This window comes from Micromonospora sp. NPDC049107 (genome assembly GCF_040648595.1).
In the GTDB taxonomy this organism is placed as follows: domain Bacteria; phylum Actinomycetota; class Actinomycetes; order Mycobacteriales; family Micromonosporaceae; genus Micromonospora.
Window position 1 is genome coordinate 284,632 of record NZ_JBEZEC010000005.1, and the last position, 22,128, is coordinate 306,759.

General features: G+C 72.8%; 24 protein-coding genes. 10 read left to right on the plus strand and 14 right to left on the minus strand.

All coding sequences use genetic code 11. The annotated features are described in order from the left end of the window. Positions 1-5: 5 nt before the first annotated feature. From kdpA to AB0B55_RS15005, 3 genes are all read right to left on the minus strand, one after another. Positions 6-1,661 carry a potassium-transporting ATPase subunit KdpA gene (gene kdpA, locus AB0B55_RS14995; protein WP_357171958.1) on the minus strand — a complete coding sequence of 552 codons (1,656 nt, stop codon included), beginning with the start codon at positions 1,659-1,661 and terminating at the stop codon, positions 6-8. Continuing rightward, positions 1,661-1,750, minus strand: a complete 90-nt coding sequence (gene kdpF / locus AB0B55_RS15000) for a K(+)-transporting ATPase subunit F (protein WP_355049123.1) — start codon at positions 1,748-1,750, stop codon at positions 1,661-1,663. Before kdpF ends, kdpA begins: the two co-directional genes overlap by 1 nt. Before the next feature lie 291 nt (positions 1,751-2,041). Beyond that, positions 2,042-3,082 carry an SAM-dependent methyltransferase gene (locus tag AB0B55_RS15005; RefSeq protein WP_357124106.1) on the minus strand — a complete coding sequence of 347 codons (1,041 nt, stop codon included), beginning with the start codon at positions 3,080-3,082 and terminating at the stop codon, positions 2,042-2,044. Positions 3,083-3,154: 72 nt separating this feature from the next. On the opposite strand from AB0B55_RS15005, the gene AB0B55_RS15010 reads away from it, so the two are divergent. After that, positions 3,155-3,997 (plus strand): zf-HC2 domain-containing protein, encoded by an 843-nt coding sequence (locus AB0B55_RS15010; protein WP_357172034.1) that lies wholly within the window; start codon positions 3,155-3,157, stop codon positions 3,995-3,997. A gap of 130 nt (positions 3,998-4,127) precedes the next feature. On the opposite strand, the gene AB0B55_RS15015 is transcribed toward AB0B55_RS15010, so the two are convergent. Next, positions 4,128-4,781, minus strand: a complete 654-nt coding sequence (locus tag AB0B55_RS15015; RefSeq protein WP_357124104.1) for a TetR/AcrR family transcriptional regulator — start codon at positions 4,779-4,781, stop codon at positions 4,128-4,130. A 234-nt stretch (positions 4,782-5,015) separates the two neighbouring features. Here AB0B55_RS15015 and AB0B55_RS15020 point away from each other — a divergent pair, with 234 nt between their 5' ends. After that, the gene (locus AB0B55_RS15020; protein WP_357171959.1) at positions 5,016-6,170 is read left to right on the plus strand and encodes a peptidoglycan recognition family protein; all 1,155 of its coding nucleotides are present in this window, start codon (positions 5,016-5,018) and stop codon (positions 6,168-6,170) included. A gap of 146 nt (positions 6,171-6,316) precedes the next feature. On the opposite strand, the gene AB0B55_RS15025 is transcribed toward AB0B55_RS15020, so the two are convergent. After that, positions 6,317-6,571, minus strand: coding sequence for a hypothetical protein (locus AB0B55_RS15025; RefSeq protein WP_357124098.1), 255 nt, complete (start codon positions 6,569-6,571; stop codon positions 6,317-6,319). A gap of 134 nt (positions 6,572-6,705) precedes the next feature. On the opposite strand from AB0B55_RS15025, the gene AB0B55_RS15030 reads away from it, so the two are divergent. Further along, positions 6,706-6,921, plus strand: coding sequence for an AlpA family phage regulatory protein (locus AB0B55_RS15030; RefSeq protein ID WP_110564596.1), 216 nt, complete (start codon positions 6,706-6,708; stop codon positions 6,919-6,921). Positions 6,922-7,046: 125 nt separating this feature from the next. Here AB0B55_RS15030 and AB0B55_RS15035 read toward each other — a convergent pair whose 3' ends face one another. Continuing rightward, on the minus strand, positions 7,047-7,349 hold the full coding sequence (locus tag AB0B55_RS15035; protein ID WP_357171960.1) for a hypothetical protein: 303 nt from the start codon (positions 7,347-7,349) through the stop codon (positions 7,047-7,049). 156 nt (positions 7,350-7,505) lie between these two features. Here AB0B55_RS15035 and AB0B55_RS15040 point away from each other — a divergent pair, with 156 nt between their 5' ends. The 6 genes from AB0B55_RS15040 (at position 7,506) to AB0B55_RS15065 (ending at position 13,403) form a co-directional block, all read left to right on the plus strand. Further along, a complete protein-coding gene (locus AB0B55_RS15040; protein ID WP_357124089.1) occupies positions 7,506-8,666 on the plus strand; it encodes an acyl-CoA dehydrogenase family protein in 1,161 nt (386 codons plus the stop codon). Then, on the plus strand, positions 8,656-9,804 hold the full coding sequence (locus AB0B55_RS15045; protein WP_357171961.1) for a CaiB/BaiF CoA-transferase family protein: 1,149 nt from the start codon (positions 8,656-8,658) through the stop codon (positions 9,802-9,804). The genes AB0B55_RS15040 and AB0B55_RS15045 overlap by 11 nt, the downstream gene beginning before the upstream one ends. A 69-nt stretch (positions 9,805-9,873) precedes the next feature. Then, entirely contained in the window at positions 9,874-10,152 is a 279-nt protein-coding gene (locus AB0B55_RS15050; protein ID WP_357171962.1) for a hypothetical protein, read from the plus strand. A 162-nt stretch (positions 10,153-10,314) separates the two neighbouring features. Continuing rightward, positions 10,315-11,649, plus strand: a complete 1,335-nt coding sequence (locus AB0B55_RS15055) for a DUF2786 domain-containing protein (protein WP_357171963.1) — start codon at positions 10,315-10,317, stop codon at positions 11,647-11,649. Between the two features lie 147 nt (positions 11,650-11,796). Then, positions 11,797-12,153, plus strand: a complete 357-nt coding sequence (locus AB0B55_RS15060; protein ID WP_357124669.1) for a YciI family protein — start codon at positions 11,797-11,799, stop codon at positions 12,151-12,153. Continuing rightward, positions 12,150-13,403, plus strand: a complete 1,254-nt coding sequence (locus AB0B55_RS15065) for a DUF6596 domain-containing protein (RefSeq protein WP_357124077.1) — start codon at positions 12,150-12,152, stop codon at positions 13,401-13,403. The genes AB0B55_RS15060 and AB0B55_RS15065 overlap by 4 nt, the downstream gene beginning before the upstream one ends. A 19-nt stretch (positions 13,404-13,422) precedes the next feature. On the opposite strand, the gene AB0B55_RS15070 is transcribed toward AB0B55_RS15065, so the two are convergent. The 7 genes from AB0B55_RS15070 to AB0B55_RS15100 all read right to left on the minus strand — a co-directional run bounded on the left by AB0B55_RS15070 (position 13,423) and on the right by AB0B55_RS15100 (position 19,462). Beyond that, complete coding sequence (locus AB0B55_RS15070; protein ID WP_357124074.1) at positions 13,423-14,892, minus strand: alpha/beta hydrolase; 1,470 nt, start codon at positions 14,890-14,892, stop codon at positions 13,423-13,425. Between the two features lie 121 nt (positions 14,893-15,013). Then, positions 15,014-15,283, minus strand: a complete 270-nt coding sequence (locus AB0B55_RS15075) for a hypothetical protein (RefSeq protein ID WP_357124071.1) — start codon at positions 15,281-15,283, stop codon at positions 15,014-15,016. Continuing rightward, the gene (locus AB0B55_RS15080; RefSeq protein ID WP_357171964.1) at positions 15,280-15,627 is read right to left on the minus strand and encodes a helix-turn-helix domain-containing protein; all 348 of its coding nucleotides are present in this window, start codon (positions 15,625-15,627) and stop codon (positions 15,280-15,282) included. Before AB0B55_RS15080 ends, AB0B55_RS15075 begins: the two co-directional genes overlap by 4 nt. 160 nt (positions 15,628-15,787) lie before the next feature. Further along, entirely contained in the window at positions 15,788-15,961 is a 174-nt protein-coding gene (locus tag AB0B55_RS15085) for a CsbD family protein (RefSeq protein ID WP_278150219.1), read from the minus strand. Between the two features lie 74 nt (positions 15,962-16,035). After that, a complete protein-coding gene (locus AB0B55_RS15090) occupies positions 16,036-18,288 on the minus strand; it encodes a heavy metal translocating P-type ATPase (RefSeq protein ID WP_357171965.1) in 2,253 nt (750 codons plus the stop codon). A 12-nt stretch (positions 18,289-18,300) separates the two neighbouring features. Further along, positions 18,301-19,239 (minus strand): hypothetical protein, encoded by a 939-nt coding sequence (locus tag AB0B55_RS15095; protein WP_357171966.1) that lies wholly within the window; start codon positions 19,237-19,239, stop codon positions 18,301-18,303. 13 nt (positions 19,240-19,252) lie between these two features. Beyond that, positions 19,253-19,462, minus strand: coding sequence for a copper ion binding protein (locus tag AB0B55_RS15100; RefSeq protein WP_357124057.1), 210 nt, complete (start codon positions 19,460-19,462; stop codon positions 19,253-19,255). A 95-nt stretch (positions 19,463-19,557) separates the two neighbouring features. On the opposite strand from AB0B55_RS15100, the gene AB0B55_RS15105 reads away from it, so the two are divergent. Then, positions 19,558-19,854 carry a metal-sensitive transcriptional regulator gene (locus AB0B55_RS15105; RefSeq protein ID WP_355235159.1) on the plus strand — a complete coding sequence of 99 codons (297 nt, stop codon included), beginning with the start codon at positions 19,558-19,560 and terminating at the stop codon, positions 19,852-19,854. 5 nt (positions 19,855-19,859) lie between these two features. On the opposite strand, the gene AB0B55_RS15110 is transcribed toward AB0B55_RS15105, so the two are convergent. Beyond that, complete coding sequence (locus AB0B55_RS15110) at positions 19,860-21,917, minus strand: copper-translocating P-type ATPase (protein WP_357171967.1); 2,058 nt, start codon at positions 21,915-21,917, stop codon at positions 19,860-19,862. Positions 21,918-22,128: the final 211 nt, after the last annotated feature.

The following is a 22,128-nucleotide window of genomic DNA, read 5'->3' on the forward strand; positions in this document are numbered from 1 at the left end:
GATGGTCAGAGCCCTTCTGCCAGCGGGCCGAGCGCGAGCGCGGGCAGGAAGGTCAGCGCGACGAGGACCACCGTGACGCCGACGACCATCCCGATGAACAGCGGTCGGTGGGTCGGCAGGGTGCCCTCGGACGCGGGGGTGGGTGCCTGGCGGGCCAGCGAGCCGGCCAACGCGAGCACGAAGATGATCGGCAGGAACCGGCCGAGCAGCATGCACAACCCGAGTGCGGTGTTCCACCAGGCCGTGTTGACCGTGATGCCCGCGAAGGCGGAGCCGTTGTTGTTGCTGGCCGAGGTGAACGCGTACAGCACCTCGGAGAGGCCGTGCGGCCCGACGTTGAGCGCCGTGGAGTTGTTTCCGGTGGCGAACGCCGCAGCCGTGCCGACGAGCACCAGGATCGGCGTGATCAGGAAGTAGAGCGAGGCGAACTTGATCTCCCGCGACCCGATCTTCTTGCCCAGGTACTCGGGGGTGCGACCGACCATCAGCCCGGCCACGAAGACCGTGATCACCGCGAGGATGAGCAGGCCGTACAGGCCCGAGCCGGTGCCGCCGGGCGCGACCTCGCCGAGCATCATGTTGCCCAGCAGCATCCCGCCACCGAGCGAGGTGAACGAGTCGTGGAACGAGTTCACCGCACCGGTCGAGGTGAGCGTGGTGGCGGCGGCGAAGGTGGCCGAGTTGGAGACGTCGAACCGCACCTCCTTGCCCTCCATCGCCGCGCCGACCGCCTGCGGGACCGTGCCGTGGCCGGCCAGCTCGAAGATGTTGGTGATGGCGACGCTGAGGAAGGCGAGGATGCCCATCACCGCGGCGATGGCGTAGCCCTGTCGGTTCTGCCCGACCATCCGGCCGAAGACCCGGGGCAGGCTGAACGGGATCAGCAGGATCAGGAAGATCTCCAGCCAGTTCGTCCAGTTGGTGGGGTTCTCGAACGGGTGGGCGCTGTTGACGTTGTAGAAGCCGCCACCGTTGGTGCCCAGCTCCTTGATCACTTCCTGGCCGGCGACCGGGCCACCGGTGATCGTCTGGGTGCCGCCGGTCAGCGTGCTCACATCGGTGCCGGCGGACAGGTTCTGCACCACCCCGCCGATCATCAGCACGACTGCGCCGAGGACCGCGATCGGCACCAGGATCCGCAGCACGATCCGGGTCAGGTCGACCCAGAAGTTGCCGAGCTGCCCGGTGCGGCTGCGGGCGAAGCCGCGGACCAACGCGACCGCCACCGCGATGCCGACCGCCGCCGAGACGAAGTTCTGCACGGCCAGACCGGCCATCTGCACCAGGTGGCCCATGGTCGACTCACCCGAGTACCACTGCCAGTTCGTGTTGGTCACGAACGAGACGGCGGTGTTCCACGCGCCGTGGGTCATCACCGGGTCGAAGCCCAGCGACAGCCACAGGTGGTTCTGCACCCGCTGAAACAGGTACAGGAACAGGATCGAGACGGCCGAGAACGCGAGCACGCTGCGGGCGTACACGCCCCAGGTCTGCTCGGCGGCCGGGTCGACGCCGACCAGGCGGTAGATCCCCCGCTCGACGCGCGACTGCTTCGTCCCGGAGACGACCCGGAACATGTAGTCGCCGAACGGCTTGTAGACGGCGACGAGCGCCGCCACCAGCGTCAGCACGAAGATGACGCCCGCTGTTGTCATGGTCATCAGAAGCGCTCCGGGAACAGCAGGGCGAACACCAGGAACGCGCCCAGGACTATCGCGAGCACCAGACCGACCGCGTTTGCCGCGTTCACAGCTTCTCCACCGCCCGGACCACCAGGGCGAGCACTGCGAACAGCGCCACCGTGAGGACCACGAACACCACGTCAGACACGCTGACTCCTCTTACCGGAAAGGTTCGTCGCGACCGCCTTCCGGTCGCGCCGGGCAAGCAAAGCCCACGTGCGCCTCAGACGGCACGGGCCATAACGCGACCATGACGGCGGCGAACCTTTTCTTCACGCGGTTTTCACGCACGCACCTGATCAGGTGAAATGCGGCACAAACCCGACGGTCCGAGACCGGGAGGAGAGGAGCCGGGCCGGTCAGGCCGGGCGGCGGGCCACCAGCACGTCGCGCATGATCGACTGGTCCACCCGGTGCCGCAACGCGCGGTAGGGCTCGTCATCGACCACGGTCAGGCCGGCGTCGGCCAGCGCCGCCGCCGCGTCGTCCCGGCTCGCGACGTGGGTGTTCCACGAGATGCCGAGCGCGCCGCCGGGCCGTAGCAACCGCGCCCAGACCGGCGCGGCGTCCGCGAGCAGCGCCAGCGGGTCGCGCGACAGACCCTGATCGGCGGTACGACTGCCGTGCTGTACGCCGTACGGGGCGTCGGCTACCACCACGTCGACGGTCTCCGGCCGGAAGAACTCGCCCGCCCGGGTGGTGTCGGCGTTGACCACGTCCAGCAACTGCGTGCGGCCCGCCTTGTGCTCCTCGCGGGTCGGGGCCAGCTCGATGCGTACCCGCCGGCCGACCACCTTGCGCTCGCGCCGCACCGGCCCCGATTCCAGCACCCGGTGCTTCACGCGCTTCTGCTTCAGCCAGGTGGTGACGAAGGCCCGGTACGCCTCGACGTCCTTCTGGTCGCGCTCGATCCCCGCCGCGTCGAAGCCGTACATCAGCGCCTGGTTGAGGGTGGTGCCCCGACCGCAGAGCGGGTCGAGCACCCGGAACCGACGGTCGGTCAGCTCGCCGGCCCAGTCCGACGCGAGCAGGGTGACGTTGAGCAGCAGCTTGGTGAACTGCTCGTTGGTCTTGCCCACGTACTTCTGGATGGTGAGCAGGTCGTCGTCGTACCGGTCCAGCCGGCTCCACTCGACCGGGCGCAGCAGGTCACCGACGATCTCGAACAGCGCGTACCCGGCGGAGAGGTTGCCCAGGACGGCCAGGTCCCGCTCGGTCAGCCCGTCACCCGCGAACGTGACGTACGTCGCGCCGCCGACGACCTCGGTGTCCAGCTCGCCGATCCGGCCGTCGAGCGCCGAGCGGCCGAAGATCTCCAGCTCGGCCCGGGTGAGGTCGATGGCGGATCGGGCGTACACCCGGTTGGTGGCGGGCAGGATCAGCAGGCCGTAGCGCGTCATGATCGGGCGAGTATTCCACAACGGGTGACGACCGCCGGGAACCGGAGCGACGCGCGGACCGACTACCCACACATGGGGTGTGAGCAGTGGCGGGAGATCCTGTCCGCGCAGATGGACGGGGAGGAGACCGCCGACGAACGGGCGGCGGCGCAGGGGCACCTGGACGAGTGCGCCACGTGCCGGGCCTGGTTCGCGACGGCGGCGGCGGTGACGCGCCGCGTTCGTACCCGATTGGTCACTGATGTCCCCGACCGGACCGACGCGATCATGGCCGCCATCGGCGGCGCTGCCGGGGCCGGGGCGGACGACGCGCCGGCGGCCCGCCGGTCGCGGTGGCGGCTCCACCTGCCCGGACGCGGCACCCTGGTCGTCGGGCTGCGCGCGGCGCTCGGGCTGCTCGGCGCGGTCCAACTGGTGCTCGGCCTCGCCCAGGTGGGCCGGGGAGCGGCCGCGGAGCACCTGCACGCCTCCGGCCAGCACCTGTGGCACGAGTCGGCCGCCTGGAACGTGGCGGTCGGGGCCGGCTTCCTCTTCGTGGCGGTACGCCGCAGCCCACCGGCGGGTCTGCTGCCGATGCTCAGCGCGTTCGTCGGCACCCTGCTGCTGCTCTCGGTCAACGACCTGGCCACCGGGTCGGTGAGCGGGGAGCGGCTGGTCAGCCACGGCTTCCTGGTGGTCGGCTACCTGATCACCGTGCTGCTGTCCCGCCCCGGGCTGCGTCCCGGCGGGCCCGCGCCGCAGCGGCAGCCCACGCCGTCGCGCTGGCGCTTCGGCACCGAGGAGGGCGAACGGCCGCTGCGGGTGGTCAACGCGGGGGCGTACCCCGCGCAGGCCGCCGACCGGCACGCTGCCCCGGCGGCGCGGACCGGTCGGGCCACGCGCGCCGACCGGACGGGCGACCGCCAGGCGGCCTGAGCCGGGCAGGGTCGCCGCCCGGGAGGCGGAGCGTCGCCCGGGAGGCCTGCCGTCCGTCGGGCGTTGCCCGCGGGGCCTGCTCCACTGTCGGGCGTCGTCCCCAAGGACCTGCCCGCTGTGGGGCGGGTGACTAGGCGCGGGGGTCGACCGGGCCCAGCGGCTCGTCGGCGGCGATGACCTGCGGGATGACCTGTTCGACGATGGCCAGCAGCGTGGTGGTGAGCAGCAGGTGGACCTGGGCGCGGGTCAACGCGCCGCGCTGGAGCCACTCCCGGGCGGTGGACGTCGCCAGCCCGCAGTACGCCCGGACCATTCCCCGCAACTCCTCGTGGTCCTCGGCCTCGTCGGCCAGCCCGACGGCGACCAGCATCCGGTCCGCGGCGACCTCCTCGGCCTCGGCGAGCACCCGCTCCACGTCGGCGTCGCCGCCCATCCCCCGGGCGGTGACCGCCGCGAGCCACGACGTGCTGTGCCGGGACACCACGTCGAGGAACCACGAGACGCTGGCGTCAACCCGGTTCCGCAGATCACCCTTGGGCAGTCGTTCGAGGGCGACCTCCGGAATGGTCACCATGACCCGGACGACCTCCAGGTAGAGGTCCTTCTTGGTGCCGAAGTAGTGGTTGACCAGCCCTCGGGCGACGCCCGCCTCCCGGGCCACGTCGGTGGTCGACACATCGGCGTACGGCTGCTCGCCGAACAGGCGGACCGCGCAGGCCAGGATCTGGCCGCGCCGGGCGTCCGGCTCCAGCCGGCGGCGGCGGGGAGCGGTCTCGACACTCATCTGCCCGACCCTAGCGGCAGCGCCCGGCCGGCCACGCCCTCGCCATGATCACGCTAGGTAACGAGTTCGTGCGGCTCTCCAGTGGCAATAAACCAAAAGTCCAGAGTGCCGTTTTAGCCTCTGTAGTGCCCCATCCTGGCGATGTATCCGCAGGGCTCGCCAGGGCACCACGGCCCCGGGCCGTCGGCCGGCATGCCGGCTGACGCCTGGCGCACCAAGCAAGGGAGCACAACTGTGGTTTCTCGACGTCGAGTCCTCTCCGGCGCGGCCGGCGCGGCGGTGGGCCTGTCGGCCGCCGGCACGTTCGCCGGCTCCGCGACGGCAGCACCGGCCACCTCCGCCGAAGTGACATCTCCGCTGGCCGCTCGGCGCGGTCGCCTGATGAGCAGGACGGTGGTGACCTCGCCCGCCATCCCGCTGACCCACCTGTCCATCCGGCACGGCGGCCCCTCGGCGGCGGTACGCCTGCGCACCGGCAAGGGGTGGAGCGACTGGCTGGAGCTGAACGCGTGCCAGAACGGCCGGGACGGCGGCCGGCCAGCGGCCCGCTCGAACGTCGTGGTCGCCAACGGCGCGACCGCGTACGAGGTGCAGACCGCCGACGGCTCCGACGCCACCGTCGCCGAGCTGAACACGGTCGACGGGCCCCGGCGGACGATCGCCAACCCGCGAACGAACAACCTTCCGGTTCCGCGAGGTGGCCGGAAGCCGACGTACCTGCCCCGATCCCGCTGGGGCGCGGACGAGTCGCTGCGCCTCGCCGACGACGGCAGCGAACTGTGGCCGGCCGAGTTCTTTCCGGTGCAGACGCTGACCGTCCACCACAGCGGCGTGTACGAGCACAACGAGGACCCGGACCCGGCCGCGACGGTCCGTGCCATCTACTACGACCAGTGCGTCCTTCAGGAGTTCGGCGACATCGGCTATCACCTGCTGATCGACGAGGCCGGGCGGATCTACGAGGGCCGCTACTCCGATCCGGGACCCCTCCCGGTGTACGGACCGGGCCTCGGCAGCGACCGCCGGCCGCTCATGGTCAACGCGGCGCACGTCGGCGGCTACAACGCCGGCAACATCGGCGTCTGCCTGCTGGGCCGGTTCACGTCCCGCCAGCCCAGCGCCGCCGCGCACCGGTCATTGGTGTTCGTCCTGGCGGGCCTCGCCGCCGCGGGTCGACTCGCCCCCGCCGGCCGGACCGACTACGTCAACCCGGTCAGCGGAGCGAGTGGCACGGTCGACGTCATCTCCGGGCACCGGGACTGGGCAACCATCGGGGCCGACCCGACCGAGTGCCCCGGCGACGCCTTCCACCCGTACCTCGGCACTCTGCGCCAGGAGGTGGCGGTGCTGCTGAGGCAGTTCCCGGCCCCGCCGAAGCACCCGCGCTAGGAGACCCGCGCCCCACCGTCTCCGTCTCGATTCCGTCTCCCCCGACGCCCGGCGGAGGCGGTGGGGCGTGCGCACCTTCCGGGCAGTGATCACTTGATGCTCACCAGTTCGGCGGGCGTTCCTGGCAACTGGTGAGCATCAAGTGATCACCGGAGCCGGTGACGGCGGACCAGGTGTCGGCCGAGGTGCCGCAGGTTTGACGGCTCGGAGTAGAGCGCCGCGTTGATCGCACCGACCGCCACTCCCGGCGCGCGCTGCACCCGGTCGACGTCCCGCACCACCCGGCCGATCAACGTCAGCCGACACCGCAGGTCGAACAGCTCCCGCCGTGCGCAGTGCAACGCAGTCTCCAGTCCCCCGACCCGCTCCCGCAACCACGCCAACTCCGTCGCCTGATCCATCGCGCCCACCTCTCGCCGCACCGCGCCACCACCCGATCGCTTCTCGGACCGTCACGTTCACCCTCACCCATCCGGAAGGGCTGCGCAAGTAGGTAGACCTAATTCGGCATGCCTGATCGCCCTACCGTCAGGTAATGGGTGAAGTCCCGGGTCCACTGGTCGGTCCGCACGAGGTGCAAGACCTGCTCGGCGTGAGCCGGACCCGCATGCGCCAGCTCATCCGCTACCCGACTTTCCCCGCCCCGTTCCAGAGACTGCACGGCACCACGGTCTGGCTGCGTGCTGACGTGGAGGCGTGGATCGCCGAGCACCGCCCGCCACGCCCCACCGACGGCGACGAGGCCGAGTAGCACCCATCTGGCGGCTGATCCACACGAGATCGCCGACCTGGGCGTATCCGATCGCCTGAATACCGCCACATCGCCAATCTGGAGTGGATCACCCCGTGCGGGGGGCATGAGGGTCGCATGCGGGCTTAGCAGCCCTCCCTCACCGACCGCGTGAACGTCACGTCTCCGAACTCGAGCACCGCTTGAGCGACCGCCTTTGCCTCTGTCGAATGGCACGTGTCCGTCAAGACCTGCCAGTCGCCCGTGCAGTAGAAGAGGTAGAAGTCCGCGTCGGCCTCGTCGTAGCGAGCGATCGCCAGATGGGCGACAACCTCCGCGAAGTTGCTGACGGAGTGCCGTGTCGCCCCGGTCGCCAAATGCCCCGGCGCGAGGCTGGCGACCAGCGTGACCCGGGCTCCGTCGAGCCGGGCCGGCGGCATTGCTCTCATGGCACGATCCTCACCCGGGCAGGCCGCTTGATCGACTCGATTTCCTGCAAGGCGGGGTGTCCTGCTCGGGCGGATGGCCCGACTTCATGGAAGCGGAGTCGATCAAGGCGTTGAGGGCTTATTGACATGCTGCCAACAGGGCGCGAGGGTGGTGCCATGCCCACGCCCGACGGCTCCCCCGCGCCCTGGCGGCGGCCCGAACACGACGACCTCGCCGAGCTGGCCCGCGCCTTCTTCACCAAGGAGGTGCTGCCGCACTCCGAACGGCTGCTGGCGCAGGGGCACCCGGACCGCGAGCACTACCGCCGCGCGGGTGAGCTGGGACTGCTCGGCCCGTCGGTGCCCGAGGAGTACGGCGGCGGGGGCGGCGACTTCACCCACGAGGCCGTGGTGCTGCACGAGCAGGCGTACGCCGGGGAGGGCAGCCTCGGGTTGGCCGTACACAGTGGCATCGTCACCGGCTACCTCGTGGCGTACGGCAGCGAGGAGCAGAAGCGGCGGTGGCTGCCCGGCCTGTGCGGCGGTGAACTGGTGGGCGCGATCGCGATGACCGAGCCGGACGGCGGCTCGGACCTTCAGGCGATGCGGACGCGGGCGGTCCGTGACGGCGACGACTACCTGGTCAGCGGCGCGAAGACGTTCATCACCAACGGCGGTCTGGCCGACCTGGTCATCGTGGCGGTCAAGACCGACCCCGAGCAACGGGCGGCCGGCATCTCACTGCTGGTCTGCGAGGTGGGTGGGGACCCGGAGGGGTTCCGTCGCGGCCGGCTGCTGTCCAAGATCGGGCTGCACGCCAACGACACGGCCGAGCTGTTCTTCGACGAGTTCCGGGTGCCGGCGGCCAACCTGCTCGGCGGCGTCGAGGGGCTGGGCTTCGTCCAGATGATGCAGCAGCTTCCGCAGGAGCGCCTGGTCATCGGCGTCGGCGCGGTGGCGGCCATGGAACGGGCGGTGGCGCTGACCGTCGCGTACGCCAAGGAGCGCACCGCCTTCGGCAAGCCGCTGATGGGCCACCAGAACACCCGGATGGTGCTCGCGGAGTGTGCGACGCGTACCCGGGTCAGTCGGGTCTTCCTGGACGACTGCGTCGTCCGGCACACGCGCGGCGACCTGGACGTCGCCACGGCCGCGATGGCCAAGTCGTGGCTCACCGACGGGCAGTGCGAGGTCGTCGACCGGTGCCTCCAGGTCTTCGGCGGGTACGGCTACACGACGGAGTACCCGATCGCCCGCATGTACGCCGACGCCCGGGTACAGAAGATCTACGGCGGCACCAACGAGATCATGAAGGAGCTGATCGCCCGTGCCCTCTGAGGCGTCCACGCGCGGCACGGACGGATCGTCGCGGGGCGGACCGCTGGCCGGCGTACGGGTGGTCGAGCTGGCCAGTCTCGCGCCGGCGCCGTTCGGCTGCATGGTGCTCGCCGACCTCGGAGCGGACGTGGTGCGCGTCGACCGGCCGGGTGGCCCGGGGGCCGGTCGGCTGGCCGCGCCGAGCGGAGGACCGTTGCAGCGCGGCCGGCGGCTGACCGCGCTGGACCTGAAGTCCCCGACCGGTGTGGCGGACCTGCTGCGTCTCGTCGAGCGGGCGGACGTGCTGGTCGAGGCGTACCGGCCGGGGGTCGCCGAGCGCCTCGGCTTCGGCCCGGACGTCTGCCGGGACCGCAACCCCCGCCTGGTGTACGCGCGAATGACCGGCTGGGGTCAGGACGGCCCGCTGGCCGCCCGCGCTGGCCACGACATCGACTACATCGCGGTCGCCGGAGCGCTGGAACCGTTGGGCCGGGCCGGTGAGCGCCCGCACGCGCCGTTGAACCTGATCGGCGACTTCGCCGGTGGCGGCATGCTGCTGGCCGTGGGCGTGTTGGCCGCGCTGCTCGAACGGGAGCGCTCGGGCCTCGGCCAGGTCGTCGACGCGGCCATGGTCGACGGTTCGGCGCTGCTCACCTCGTTCCTGCACGGGCTGCTCGGCACCGGCCGGTGGGCGGCCCCGCGGGGGCGGAACCTGCTCGACGGAGGAGCGCCCTTCTACGACACGTACGCCACGGCCGACGGTGGCTTCGTGGCCGTCGGGGCGCTGGAACCGGCCTTCTACGGCGAACTGCTGGCCGGTCTCGGCCTCGCCGACGCGGACCTGCCCCACCAGTACGACCCGCGCGGCTGGGACGAGCTGCGCAGGCGGCTCACCGAACGGTTCGCCGAGCGGACGCGGGACGAGTGGACGGCGATCTTCGCCGACCGGGATGCCTGTGTCGCCCCGGTGCTCGCCCCCGGCGACGCGCACCGGCACCCGCACAACGCGGCCCGGGGGACGTTCGTCGAGGTGGACGGCGAGGTCCAACCGGCACCGGCGCCGCGCTTCGACCGTACGCCGACGGGGCCGCCCGTCCCGGCGCCCGATCCGGAGCGGGACGCGTCGCCGGTCGAGGAGATCCTGACCACCTGGCCGTAGCCGGCGGGACAGCCGTGCCGGTGTCGCGTTGATACGGTCGTGCACCGACGGTCCGGGGGGAGTCAGTGCATGGGTACGGACAGTTGGAAGGGCCACGTCAACGGGATCCTGTACGGGGTCCAGTTCGACAGCGCGCTCGACGACGCGGTGGTGACCCGGGTCGCCGAAGGGGTGGACGCCGGGCTCTACCCGGGCGACCGGGCCGAGACGCGGGACGCGATCGATCAGGCGCTGCGCTACCCGGACCCGCTCAACGACCAGGCCGGGACGCCCCACAGCGAGGACGACATCCGCGCGTTCCTCCGCCGGCTGTCGGCCGCCCTGGCCGCCAGCCCTTCCCAGAGTTGATCAAGAGGTTGGCGTCAGAAAACGGCTGCACCCTGACGCAAACCTCTTGATCACCGCCTAACGGGCGGGGTCGACCTTCCTGTTTTGGGTGTCCGGGGTGGGGGACGGCATGATCATGGTGGGGGCGGGTCGCTGTGGGCCGCCTGGGCCGAGGGGGTGCCGGTGCCGGACGCGGAGGACCTCGTCGCCGACGCGCTGGCGGCGGTGCGCGGCACCGACGTACGACAGACCGAACGGCAGCTCGACCGGCTGATGGTCGGCACCGGAACGGCGGACGGCGCGACGGCGGTGGACGCCGCCCTGGCGCGACGACTGATTCGCGGCCTCGGGCGGCTCTGGCCGCGCGGTTGGCAGCCGGTCGACGTACACCGGATCGTCAGGCGTCGGCTCGACGCCGGCGCGGCCCGACTGGTCCGCGACGCGCTGGCCGCGCAGCGACGCGAGCAGGCCGAGCCGGTCCCCGCCTGGTGGGACGACCAGCTCCGCGTGCTCGCCGCCCAGGACCGGGACGCCGCAGGCCAGGGCTCAAGCGCCGGCCAGGGCTCGAAGGCCAGCCGGGGCCGGGACGCCGGCCAGGGCTCGAAGGCCGGCCGGGACGTCGGCCCGGAGGACCTGGTGGCCGACTGGACCCGCGCGGAAGGGCTGGACCGGGTCGACGCGCTGCGCGCGGCGGTCGACGTACTCGCGCTGGTGGAGAGCCTGCCGCCGATCGCGGTGCTGCGCCCGCCGCCGGGCTCGACCGGAGCGGCGCTCCCCCGCGCCGCCGGTACGGCCCGCAGCGGGTCGCCGATGCTGGACCGGGTACGCGCGCTGCTGGCGAAGGCGGAGTCGACCACCTTCCCGGCCGAGGCGGAGGCGTTGACCGGCAAGGCGCAGGAGCTGATCGCCCGGCACAGCATCGACGAGGCGCTGCTGGCCGCCGGCACCGAGCGGGGCGAGCTGCCGAGCGGGGTGCGCCTGGGCGTCGAGACCCCGTACGCCGGGGCGAAGGCGCTGCTCGTGCAGGAGGTGGCGGCGGCGAACCGGTGTGAGGCGATCTGGTCCGACGACCTCGGCTTCACCACCGTGCTGGGGTGGCCGGCGGACCTCGTGGCGGTGGAGCTGCTCTACACGTCGCTGCTGGTGCAGGCGACGGCCGCGATGCTGCGCGGGCGGGCCGAGCGTCGACCGGGGTCGGGCCGCCGGACGAAGGTGTGGGACGAGTCCTTCCTCAACGCGTTCGCGCTGCGGATCGGTGAGCGGCTGCGCACGGCCACGGACGCGGCGACCGAGGCGGCGGGGCAGACGGAAGCCGGGGCGGATCGGTTGTTGCCGGTGCTCGCCGCGCGGGGCGAGGCGGTCCGGGAGCGGCTGGAGACGCTGTTCCCCGGCGTGACCCGGCACCGGCTCAGCGTGCGCGACGCCGAGGGCTGGTCGTCGGGCACCTCGGCCGCCGACCGGGCGTCCCTGGACGTCGGCGGCGGCTCCACGCCTCGGCAGGTGCCGGGCCGACCCTGATCCGCCCGGCGTGGGAGCGCCACGGCCGGACGTTTCTGCGATTTTCTTCGGTAGGCGGTAGGGAACGGGGTGACGGCTCCGACCCTCCGGTGAGCCGCACCCCAGCCGGGGCGCGACCAGGAACCGAGGAGCATCCCCGTGAAGTACATGTTGCTGATCTGGAACCGGCCCGGCTTCACCGAAGGGCTGACCGAGGAGGACCGCACCGCCCTGTTCGGCGAGGTGGACGAGATCATGAAGGAGCTGGCCGAGACCGGTGAGCTGATCGGCGGCCAGGCGCTGGCCGACCCGTCGCAGACGCAGACGGTCCGGCTGGCCGGCGGTCAACCCGAGATCGTCGACGGGCCGTTCATGGAGAGCAAGGAGCAGTTCGCCGGCTACCTGGCCGTGGACTGCGACAGCCCGCAACGGGCCGCCGAGATCGCCGCCCGCTGGCCGGACGTGCGCTACGGCGGCGCGATGGAGGTCCGCCCGATCATGGACGAGGCCGGGACGGAGATGTGACCGACGACCGGACGGTCGAGGATCTGCTGCGCACACTCGCGCCGCAGGTCCTCGGCCTGCTGGTCCGTCGGCACGGCCAGTTCGACAGGTGCGAGGACGCGGTCCAGGAGGCGCTGCTGGCCGCCGCGACGCAGTGGCCCGGGCAGGGCGTACCGGACAACCCGCGCGCCTGGCTGCTCACCGTGGCGACCCGCCGGCTCACCGACGAGTGGCGCAGCGAGAGCGCCCGCCGGCAGCGCGAGGTCGCGGTGGCGCTGCGCGAGCCGGCGTACGCCCAGGTGGCGCCTCCGGCGGACGCGCAGCCGGCGGTGCCGGACGCGGACGACACGCTGACCCTGCTGTTCCTCTGCTGTCATCCGGCGCTGGCCCCCTCGGCGCAGGTGGCGCTCACGCTGCGCGCGGTGGGCGGCCTCAGCACGGCCCAGATCGCCCGGGCGCACCTGGTGCCGGAGGCGACCATGAGCCAGCGCATCCGGCGGGCCAAGCAGCGGATCGAGGCGGCTGGCGCACGGTTCGCCATGCCCGGACCGGCCGAGCGGGAGGAGCGGCTGCGGACGGTGCTGCGGGTGCTCTACCTGATCTTCAACGAGGGGTACACGGCGTCGAGCGGGCCGGACCTGCGCCGGGCCGAGCTGACGGCCGAGGCGATCCGACTCGGCCGCGTCCTGCACGGGCTGCTGCCCGACGACGGCGAGGTCACCGGGCTGCTGGCGCTCATGCTGCTCACCGACGCGCACCGGGCGGCACGGGTGGGCGCGGACGGGGAGTTGGTGCCGCTGACGGAACAGGACCGTTCCCGCTGGGACGCCGCCGCCATCGCGGAGGGGGTCGCGCTGATCACCGAGGCGTTGACCTGGTCGCCGCCCGGCCCGTACCAGCTGCAGGCCGCCATCGCCGCCGTGCACGCGGAGGCGGCGACGGCGGCGGAGACGGACTGGCGGCAGATCGTCGCGCTCTACCGGCTGCTGGGCCGAATCGCCCCGAACCCGCTGGTCACGCTCAACCAGGCGGTCGCGGTGGCGATGGTGGACGGGCCCCGGGCGGGGCTCGACCTGCTCGGCCCGTTGGACGCCGACGAGCGCACCGCCGGGCACCACCGCCTCGCGGCCGTGCGGGCGCACCTGCTGGAGCTGGCCGGCGAGCCGGCGGCGGCGCGGGAGGCGTACCTGGCGGCGGCGCGCGGCACCACGAGCCTGCCCGAGCAGCGCTACCTGGAGCTGCGCGCCACCCGACTGGCGGCGCGGCGGTGACCACCGCGCCGCCCGCCCGTCACACGCCGACCGCCGGGCAGCTCGCCTGCCGCGCCGGCACGACCTGATCGATCAGGTACGAGTCGACGGCTCGCCCCACGCACGGGCTCGTGGTGTAGCTGCCGTGCCCCCAGCCCTGGTAGGTGAGGAGCACCCCGTGCCGACCCAACTGCCGGGCCACCGCGCGGGCCCAGGCGTAGCCGCTCGCCGGATCGTGCACGGTGGCGGCGATCAGCAGCGGCACGTCGGTGCGTACCCGCAGCCGGTGCTGAGGGTTGGCGACCGTGGGCGTACCCAGGCACGTGACCAGGGCGAACAGCGCCGGCGGGTAGCGCAGGTCGGGCGCGAGCCGGGCGCTGCGGCGCAGCAGCGCGTCGTACTCGCGGTAGTCGCGGACCGGCAGGCTCCAGTCCTGGCAGAAGACCGCGAAGGGGTACGGGACCACGGCGTCGTCCGCCAGCGTGGTGACGCCCGGCGTCGGGGGACCCGCCAGCTTGTCGATCCACTGCCCGAGCCCCGGCCACCGGTCGGTCTCGTAGAGCCGCTTGTGGGCGAGGCGGCTCAGCTCGAAGGGGGCCAGCGGGGCACCGGCCCGGTCCGGGTCGGTCAGCGTGCCGGCCTCGGCCCGGTCGTGCAGCCCGGCCCAGATGGCCCGCACGTCCCGACCGTGCAGGACGCAGTCGGCGGACCGGGCACACCAGTCGAGGAACTCGTCGAACGCGTCCTCGGCGGCGACGGCCTGGGTGTCGAGGAAGGCGCGGGTCTCCAGGCTGTGGTCCATCGCGGCCTCCAGCACCATGGCCCGCACCCGGTCGGGGTACAACTCGGCGTACCGCTCGCCCAGCAGGGTGCCGTACGAGCTGCCGTGGAAGGTGAGCTGCCGTTCGCCGAGCGCGGCACGGACCGCGTCCAGGTCACGGGCGGCGCTCGTCGTGTCCACGTGGTCGTAGAGCGCGCCGGTACGGGCCCGGCAGTCGGCGCGCAGCAGCGCGTTGTTGGTCAGGGTGGCGTCGAACTGGGCCTGGTCGGCGATCACCTGGGGCTGCCTGGCGAGCAGGTCGCGGGAGCAGCGCACCGGGTGACTGCCGCCGGTGCCGCGCGGGTCGAAGCTGACGATGTCGAACCGGCGGCGCAGGTCGGCGCTGAACCGGGAACTGCCGTTCACCACCCGGTCGACCCCGCTGTCGCCGGGCCCGCCCGGGCCGAAGACCAGGGTGCCCTGTCGGGCGGCCGGGTCGGTGGCGACCCGGCGGGCCAACGCCAGTTCGAAACGCTCCCCCCGTGGCCGGTTCCAGTCGACCGGCAGCGACAGGCTGCCGCACTCGGGCGGGGCCTCCGCGACGGGCGGCTCCTCCTCGGGGGTGTCCTCGGCGCAGGGGTGCCAGTCGATGGCGGGTCGGGCGACGGCCGGGCTCGCCGGGGTCAGGCCGGCGGCCGTGAGGGCCAGGGCCACCGCCCAGCCGACTCCGGATTTGCGTACGCGCAGCATGGGGTGCTGTCCTCTCCTGGAAGGAGCGTTGCTGGTGAAACTCGCCCAGCGGGCGAGGTGGTGCTTCTTCCACCCGGGCCGTCGAGTGGCCGCTCGACGGCCCGGGGCCTCGACACGCGGGTCAGTCGACCTCGCGCAGGACACGTTCGAGCGTGGTCATCCGGGTCTCCATTCCGCCCAGCCGACTGTCCATCGCGGCGAGCAGTCGGGCGTTCTCCGCCTGCGCCTGCGCGGCGGTCTCGGCGAGCTTGCGGTAGTCGTCCGCGCGGTTCGCCTCGTACCGGGCCCGCCGGGTCTTGGCGAGCTGTACGACGGTCACGGTGAACACGCTGATCAACAGGGCGAACACCCCGAACGCGCCGACCACCTCGGTCCAGTCGTGCTCGCTCATGACCGCGCCTCCGGCTGCTCGCCCGAGTCGGGCACGGTGAGCGTCTCGATCGCCGCCGCGATGACCTGGGGGGTGAGTGTGAGCACGAACGGCTCCACCTCGTAGTAGTTCATGGCCTTCCCGTCCTCCGACAACTCCATGCGGGCGGTGACCAGTCCGGCCGCCGCCAGCTTCCGTAGGTGGACCTGCAACAGCGCGCGGCTGATGCCCAGTTGCCGGGCCAGCCCACTGACGTACGCGCGCTCGCGGGCCAACGCGGCGACGACCCGCAGCCGGTGCGGGTTGGCCAGCGTGGCCAGCACCCGGACCAGGTCGTCGCCGGTCGGCGGCGAAGCCGCGCTCATAACCAGCCCTTGCACATGCCAATAGAAGTTAGCAGGTGCGGCGACACGGCGGCGCGGCACGAAGACGGAATCAGGGGGATCTCAGGGTTCGGCGCCCCGGACACGACAGCACGCCGGGCCGGTGATGATCACCGGCCCGGCGTGCGGATTACGTCGTACGTCAGCTCTTGAAGGCGTCCTTGATCTTCTCGCCGGCCTGCTTGAGCTTGGCCGTGGACTGGTCGGCGCGACCCTCGGCCTCGAGCTGCTCGTTGTCGGTGGCCCGACCGGCGCCTTCCTTCAGCTTGCCGGCCGCGTCCTCGGTGGCGTTATTGACCTTGTCGTCGAATCCCATTGCCAACCTCCATCGCAAGCGTCGCTACGAACTCAGAGGTACCCCCGTCGTCACCGGTCCAACCATCGCGGTCGTCACAGTTCGCCAGCGGCCGAACGGAAGCGGCGCAGCCGCAGGCTGTTGGCCACCACGAAGACCGACGAGAACGCCATGGTGGCGCCGGCGATCATCGGATTGAGCAACCCGGCGGCGGCCAGCGGCAGGGCCGCCACGTTGTAGCCGAACGCCCAGAACAGGTTGCCCCGGATGATGCCGAGCGTGCGCCGGGACAGCCGGATGGCGTCCACCGCGGCGTCCAGGTCGCCCCGGACGAGGGTCAGGTCGGACGCCTCGATCGCCACGTCGGTGCCGGTGCCCATGGCGAGCCCCAGGTCGGCCTGGGCCAGCGCCGGCGCGTCGTTGACGCCGTCACCGACCATCGCCACCGAGCGCCCCTGCGCCTGGAGCCGCTTGACCACGTCCACCTTGCCGGCCGGCAGCACCTCGGCGATCACCTCGTCCACGCCCACCTCGGCGGCGACCGCCCGGGCCACGGTGGTGTTGTCGCCGGTCAACAGGACCGGAGTGAGCCCCAGGGCGCGCAGCCGCGCCACAGCCGCCCGGCTCGTGGGCCGGACCACGTCGGCGACCGCGAGCACGCCCCGGGCCCGCCCGTCCCAGCCCGCGACGATCGCCGTACGACCGGCGGCCTCGGCGTCCCGCACGGCCCACTCGACCTCCGGCGGCACCTCGACACCGCGTTCGCGCAGCAGCCGGACCCGGCCGAGCAGCACGACCCGCTCGTCGACCGTGCCGGTCACGCCCAGCCCTTCGAGGTTGGCGAAGCCGGTCACCCGGGGCAGCTCGCCCGCTTCGGCGGCGGCCACCGCGACGGCACGGGCGATCGGATGCTCGGAGGCGGCCTCCACCGCACCGGCGAGCCGGAGCAGCTCCGCGCGGTCCTCGCCACTGGCCGGCACCACGCCCACCAGGGTCATCCGACCGGTCGTCACGGTGCCGGTCTTGTCCAGCACGACGGTGTCGACCCGGCGGGTCGACTCCAGCACCTCCGGTCCCTTGATCAACACACCGAGCTGGGCCCCGCGACCGGTGCCGACCAGCAGCGCGGTCGGCGTGGCCAGACCCAGGGCGCACGGGCAGGCGATGATCAGCACGGCCACGGCGGCGGTGAACGCGGCGGTCGGACCGGCCCCGGTGCCGAGCCACCAGCCGAGGGTGCCCACGGCCAGGGCGATGACGATCGGCACGAACACCCCGGAGATCCGGTCGGCCAACCGCTGCACCGCCGCCTTGCCGCTCTGCGCCTGCTCGACCAGGTCGGCCATCCGGGCGAGCTGCGTGTCCGCGCCGACCCGGGTGGCGGTGACGATCAGCCGGCCGCCCGCGTTGATCGTCGCGCCGACCACGGCGTCGCCCGGACCGACCTCGACCGGCACCGACTCACCGGTCAGCATGCTGGCGTCCACGGCGGACGTGCCCTCGTCGACGACACCGTCGGTGGCGATCTTCTCGCCGGGACGGACCACGAACCGGTCACCGACGGCGAGCCGGTCCACCGGGACCAGGGTCTCGACCCCGTCCCGCAGCACCGCCACCTCCTTCGCGCCGAGGTCGAGAAGGGCGCGCAGGGCCGCGCCGGCGGTCCGCTTGGACCGGGCCTCGAAGTAGCGACCGGCCAGGATGAACACCGTGACCCCGGCGGCGGCCTCCAGGTAGATGTTGCCGGCGCCGTCGCCGCGGGTGATGGCGAAACGGAACGGGTGCGTCATCCCGGGCATACCGGCGTCACCGAGGAACAGCGCCCACAGCGACCACCCGAACGCGGCGAGCGTGCCGATCGAGACCAGCGTGTCCATGGTGGCCGCGCCGTGCCGCAGGTTGGTCCAGGCCGCGCGGTGGAACGGCAGCCCACCCCAGACGACCACCGGGGCGGCCAGCGTCAGCGAGAGCCACTGCCAGTAGTCGAACTGCCAGGGCGGCACCATGGCCAGCAGGACCACCGGCACGCTCAGGACCGCCGAGACCCACAGCCGGGTACGCGGACCGCGCAGCGGGTCCTGCGGCGGCGGCTCGGCGGTCGGCGGCGTCGGCAGGGCCGCCGTGTAGCCGGTCTTCTGGACGGTCTCGATCAGGTCGTCCGGGGTGACGTCGTCGGCGTACCGGACGGTCGCCTTCTCGGTGGCGTAGTTGACGGTGGCGCTCACCCCGTCCATCCGGTTGAGCTTCTTCTCGACCCGCGCCGCGCACGCGGCGCAGGTCATCCCCCCGATCGCCAGTTCGATCCGGTTCGGCGCCTCGGGCAGCGGTCTGCTGCTGGTGGTGGTCATCGTCCAGTCCCGTCAGTCGTGCCCGTGCCCGGGGGTGCCGTGGTCGGTCCCGCCGGTCGGTGTCGGCTCGCCCGTCGCGGCCGAGGCAGCGCCCGCCAGGATGGTGAACTCGGCGGTGTGCACCTGCCCACCGTGCTGGAAGTCGAGGTAGAGCCGGTAGGCGCCGGCCGAGGGCACCGCAGCGTGGAAGGTGACGGCAGGGCCGGGCGGGGTGCGTCCATCGCCGGGCGTCCCGTCCGGGTGCACGTGCAGGTACGCCAGATCGCCCCGACGCAGCGCCACCAGGTGCCCGTACGCACCCAGGTAGGGCTCCAGGTCGGTGACCGGCTGCCCGGCACGGCTCACCGTCAGGGTGAGCGCCGAGGTCCGGCCGGGCTCCGGCGTGCCGGCCAGGGTGACGGTGTAACCGTCGACGGTGGCGCTGGTCGCCGGGGCGGGCAGCGTCCGCTCGGTCAGCTCGCCGGGGACGGCCACGTCCACGCCGAGGGTCAACGGCTCGCCCCCGGTCGGGGTGAAGTCGGCGAACGCCCGCCACTGCCCGGCGCCGGCCAGCGGGGTGGCGACCCGCCAGGTGCCGTCCGGGGCGAGATCGGGGTGGACGTGCCGGAAGCCGGACAGGTCCCGGCGGGCGACGATCAGGTGCATCCGTCTGTCGTGCGCGACGTCGTACCTGGTGACCGGCTGACCGTCCGGCCCGTCGATCCGGAACGCGAACTGGCCGGCGGGCGCGGTCACCGGTTGGAGCGTGTAGCCCCGGTCGGAGACGAGCAACCCGCCGGGAACGAGGTCGGCCGCCTCGCCGCTCGTGGTGAGGCCCGAGGTGTGGGCGACGTCGGGCCGGTTCTGGGTTACCGGGTCGACCGGGTCGACCACCCGACCGACCCCGTACGCCGCGCCGAAGACCGCCGTGAGACCGAGGGCGAACGCGCCCAGCCTGGTCACCGTGGTCATCGCGGACCTCCGCTCACGCCTCGACGAGGTCGTAGCCGGCCTCGTCGACAGCGGCCCGGACGGCCCCGGTGTCCACGGGCTGCTCGCTGCTGACGGTGACCTGGCCGGTGGCGAGGTCGACCCGCACGTCGCGTACGCCCTCGATCGCGCCCACCTCGGCGCTGACCGCGCTGACGCAGTGCCCGCAGGTCATGCCCTTGACCTGGTACGTCGTGTCGACCATCGGACGTCTCCTCTCGTAGTACCGGTACCCGGTGGGGGTATGCCGGCAGGAACGGACGCTACCATACCCCCCAGGGGTACGCTATCCTCGTCGCCATGACCGCACCCACACCGATCCGCGGGTACACCGCCAGCAAGGACCAACTGCTCGCGCGCCTGCGCCGGGTGGAGGGGCAGGTCCGGGGCATCGAAAAGATGGTCGACGAGGACCGCTACTGCATCGACGTGCTCACCCAGATCTCCGCGATCCAGGCCGCGCTCGACAAGGTGGCCCTGGGCCTGCTCGACGGGCATGCTCGGCACTGCATGCACGAGGGGGCGGCCGAGGGTCGGGCCGACGAGATGGCCAGCGAGATGATGGCGGCCGTCGGCCGACTCATGAAGCGCGGCTGAGCGCCTCACTCCCGCCCGGAATCGAGACGTACCCGGCGCAGCAACTGCGCGTTGAGCGCCACCACGATGGTGGACGCGGACATCAGCACGGCCGCCACCGCCGGGCTCAGCGCCACCCCGGCCCCGGCGAGCACCCCCGCCGCCAGCGGCAGCGCCACCACGTTGTAGCCCGCAGCCCAGGCCAGGTTCTGCCGCATCTTGCGGTACGACGCCCGGGAGAGCCGGACCACGGCCCCGACGCCACGCGGGTCGGACGACGCCAGCACGACCCCGGCGGACTCGATCGCGACGTCGGTGCCCGCCCCGATCGCGATGCCCACGTCGGCGCGGGCCAGCGCCGGCGCGTCGTTCACCCCGTCACCGACCATCGCCACGGTCAGCCCGCGCCGCTGGAGTTCCGCCACCCGGCTGTCCTTGTCGGCCGGCAGCACCTCGGCGAAGACCTCGTCCACCCCGGCCCGGAAGCCCAGGTCGGCGGCGACCGACTCGGCCACCGACCGCGCGTCCCCGGTGATCATGGCAATGGTGCGGACGCCATCGGCCCGCAGCTCGGCGATGGCCTTGCGGGCCTCCGGCCGCACCGCGTCGGTGAGCGCGAACGCCCCGAGCACCGTGTCCGGCAACCGCAGGAGATACAGCACCACGGCACCGCGTGACGACCAGCGGCCGGTCGCCTCCCGCAGCTCGTCCGACAGCGGTCCACCCCGCTCACGCAGCAGGGTCGGCCCGCCCACCGCGTACTCCGTACCGTCGACGATGGCCCGCACCCCGCGACCCGGCAGCGAGCGGAAGCCGCCGGCACGGGCCGGCCCACCGGGTCCGGCCGCCGCCACGATCGCGCGGGCCAGCGGATGTTCGCTGTCGGACTCGACACCGGCGGCGATCCGCAGCGCCTCGTCCCGGCCCACGCCGGGGGCCGTCACCAGGTCGGTGACCTCGTGCGCGCCCCGGGTCAGCGTGCCGGTCTTGTCGAACAGCACCGCGTCGACGGTCCGCATCCGCTCCAACGCGAGCCGGTCCTTGACCAGGATCCCGCTTCGCGCCGCCAGCGCCGTGGAGAGCGCGACGACGAGTGGGATGGCCAGGCCGAGCGCGTGCGGGCAGGCGATCACCAGAACGGTGACGGTACGCACCACCGCCTCGTCGGGCTCACCGAGCGCGGTCCAGACCACCAGGGTGAGCACGGCGGTACCGGCGGCCACGTAGAAGAGCGCGGCGGCGAACCGGTCGGCGAGCAGTTGAGCCTGCCCGCCCGAGCGCTGCGCCTGCGCGACCATGCGTTGGATGCCCGCGAGCGCGGTCTCGTCGCCCAGCGCCTCGACCCGGACCCGGATCGCCGAATCGGTGGCGACCGTGCCGGCCACCACCCGATCGCCCGCCGACCGGGCAACCGGGCGCGACTCGCCCGTGATCATCGATTCGTCCAACTCCGCGTCGCCGTCGACGACCCGGCCGTCGGCCGGCACCCGACCCCCGGGTCGGACCAGCACCACGTCGTCGACCCGCAGCCCGTCGACAGGTACGCGCTCGACCCGCCCGTCCGCCGCCACCCGCTCGGCCTCGTCGGGCAGCAGCGCCGCCAGTGCCGCGAGCGCCCCACGGGCCTGCCCGATGGCCTTCATCTCCTGCCAGTGCCCGAGCAGCATGATGGTGACCAGCGCGGCCAGCTCCCACCAGAAGTCCAGGTCGAAGGCGCCCAGGCTGGTCGCCAGCGACGCGGTGTACGCCACGGTGATCGCCATCGCGACCAGCAGCATCATGCCCGGCGCGCGGTCCCGGATCTCACGTACCGCGCCGACCAGGAACGGCCAGCCACCCCAGAGGAACACCACCGAACCGAGCACCGGCCCCACCCAGGAGCGACCCGGCGCGTCCAGCCGGAGCCCGAGCCGGTCCACCACCAGGTCACTGGTCAGCACCACCGGCACGGTGAGCACCAGACAGACCCAGAACCGCCGACGGAACAGGGCCGGGTCGTGCCCGGCGTGCTTGTCGTGCCCGGCGTGCTTGTCGTGCCCGGCGTGCTTGTCGTGCTGTCGGTGCTCGGTGGGTGGCTCAGGCATGACTCCACCATCCGCCGCGCCCGGGGCGGTGTCAGCGGTTCGACTCCCCCGACACGTCCGCACGACCTGCGACCCCCCGCCGCGCTGGTTAGCATCGTCCAGCGATGACCCACCGGATCCCGCCGCCGAGACGGGCGACGGCGCCGCCACGGCGCGGCCCCGTACGGCGCCGACCCGACCACTTCATCACTCTCCGTGATTGCCGGGTCGT

Bases quoted from the DNA above. Each gene is read 5' to 3' on its own strand.
- AB0B55_RS15025 (WP_357124098.1), bottom strand. From the start codon at position 6,571: ATGGATCAGGCGACGGAGTTGGCGTGGTTGCGGGAGCGGGTCGGGGGA.
- AB0B55_RS15110 (WP_357171967.1), bottom strand. From the start codon at position 21,917: ATGCCTGAGCCACCCACCGAGCACCGACAGCACGACAAGCACGCCGGG.
- AB0B55_RS15005 (WP_357124106.1), bottom strand. From the start codon at position 3,082: ATGACGCGCTACGGCCTGCTGATCCTGCCCGCCACCAACCGGGTGTAC.
- AB0B55_RS15090 (WP_357171965.1), bottom strand. From the start codon at position 18,288: ATGACCACCACCAGCAGCAGACCGCTGCCCGAGGCGCCGAACCGGATC.
- AB0B55_RS15080 (WP_357171964.1), bottom strand. From the start codon at position 15,627: ATGAGCGCGGCTTCGCCGCCGACCGGCGACGACCTGGTCCGGGTGCTG.
- AB0B55_RS15095 (WP_357171966.1), bottom strand. From the start codon at position 19,239: ATGACCACGGTGACCAGGCTGGGCGCGTTCGCCCTCGGTCTCACGGCG.
- AB0B55_RS15050 (WP_357171962.1), top strand. From the start codon at position 9,874: ATGGGTACGGACAGTTGGAAGGGCCACGTCAACGGGATCCTGTACGGG.
- AB0B55_RS15010 (WP_357172034.1), top strand. From the start codon at position 3,155: ATGGGGTGTGAGCAGTGGCGGGAGATCCTGTCCGCGCAGATGGACGGG.
- AB0B55_RS15105 (WP_355235159.1), top strand. From the start codon at position 19,558: ATGACCGCACCCACACCGATCCGCGGGTACACCGCCAGCAAGGACCAA.
- AB0B55_RS15060 (WP_357124669.1), top strand. From the start codon at position 11,797: ATGTTGCTGATCTGGAACCGGCCCGGCTTCACCGAAGGGCTGACCGAG.
- AB0B55_RS15100 (WP_357124057.1), bottom strand. From the start codon at position 19,462: ATGGTCGACACGACGTACCAGGTCAAGGGCATGACCTGCGGGCACTGC.
- AB0B55_RS15035 (WP_357171960.1), bottom strand. From the start codon at position 7,349: ATGAGAGCAATGCCGCCGGCCCGGCTCGACGGAGCCCGGGTCACGCTG.
- kdpA (WP_357171958.1), bottom strand. From the start codon at position 1,661: ATGACCATGACAACAGCGGGCGTCATCTTCGTGCTGACGCTGGTGGCG.
- AB0B55_RS15030 (WP_110564596.1), top strand. From the start codon at position 6,706: ATGGGTGAAGTCCCGGGTCCACTGGTCGGTCCGCACGAGGTGCAAGAC.
- AB0B55_RS15075 (WP_357124071.1), bottom strand. From the start codon at position 15,283: ATGAGCGAGCACGACTGGACCGAGGTGGTCGGCGCGTTCGGGGTGTTC.
- AB0B55_RS15015 (WP_357124104.1), bottom strand. From the start codon at position 4,781: ATGAGTGTCGAGACCGCTCCCCGCCGCCGCCGGCTGGAGCCGGACGCC.
- AB0B55_RS15070 (WP_357124074.1), bottom strand. From the start codon at position 14,892: ATGCTGCGCGTACGCAAATCCGGAGTCGGCTGGGCGGTGGCCCTGGCC.
- AB0B55_RS15040 (WP_357124089.1), top strand. From the start codon at position 7,506: ATGCCCACGCCCGACGGCTCCCCCGCGCCCTGGCGGCGGCCCGAACAC.
- AB0B55_RS15085 (WP_278150219.1), bottom strand. From the start codon at position 15,961: ATGGGATTCGACGACAAGGTCAATAACGCCACCGAGGACGCGGCCGGC.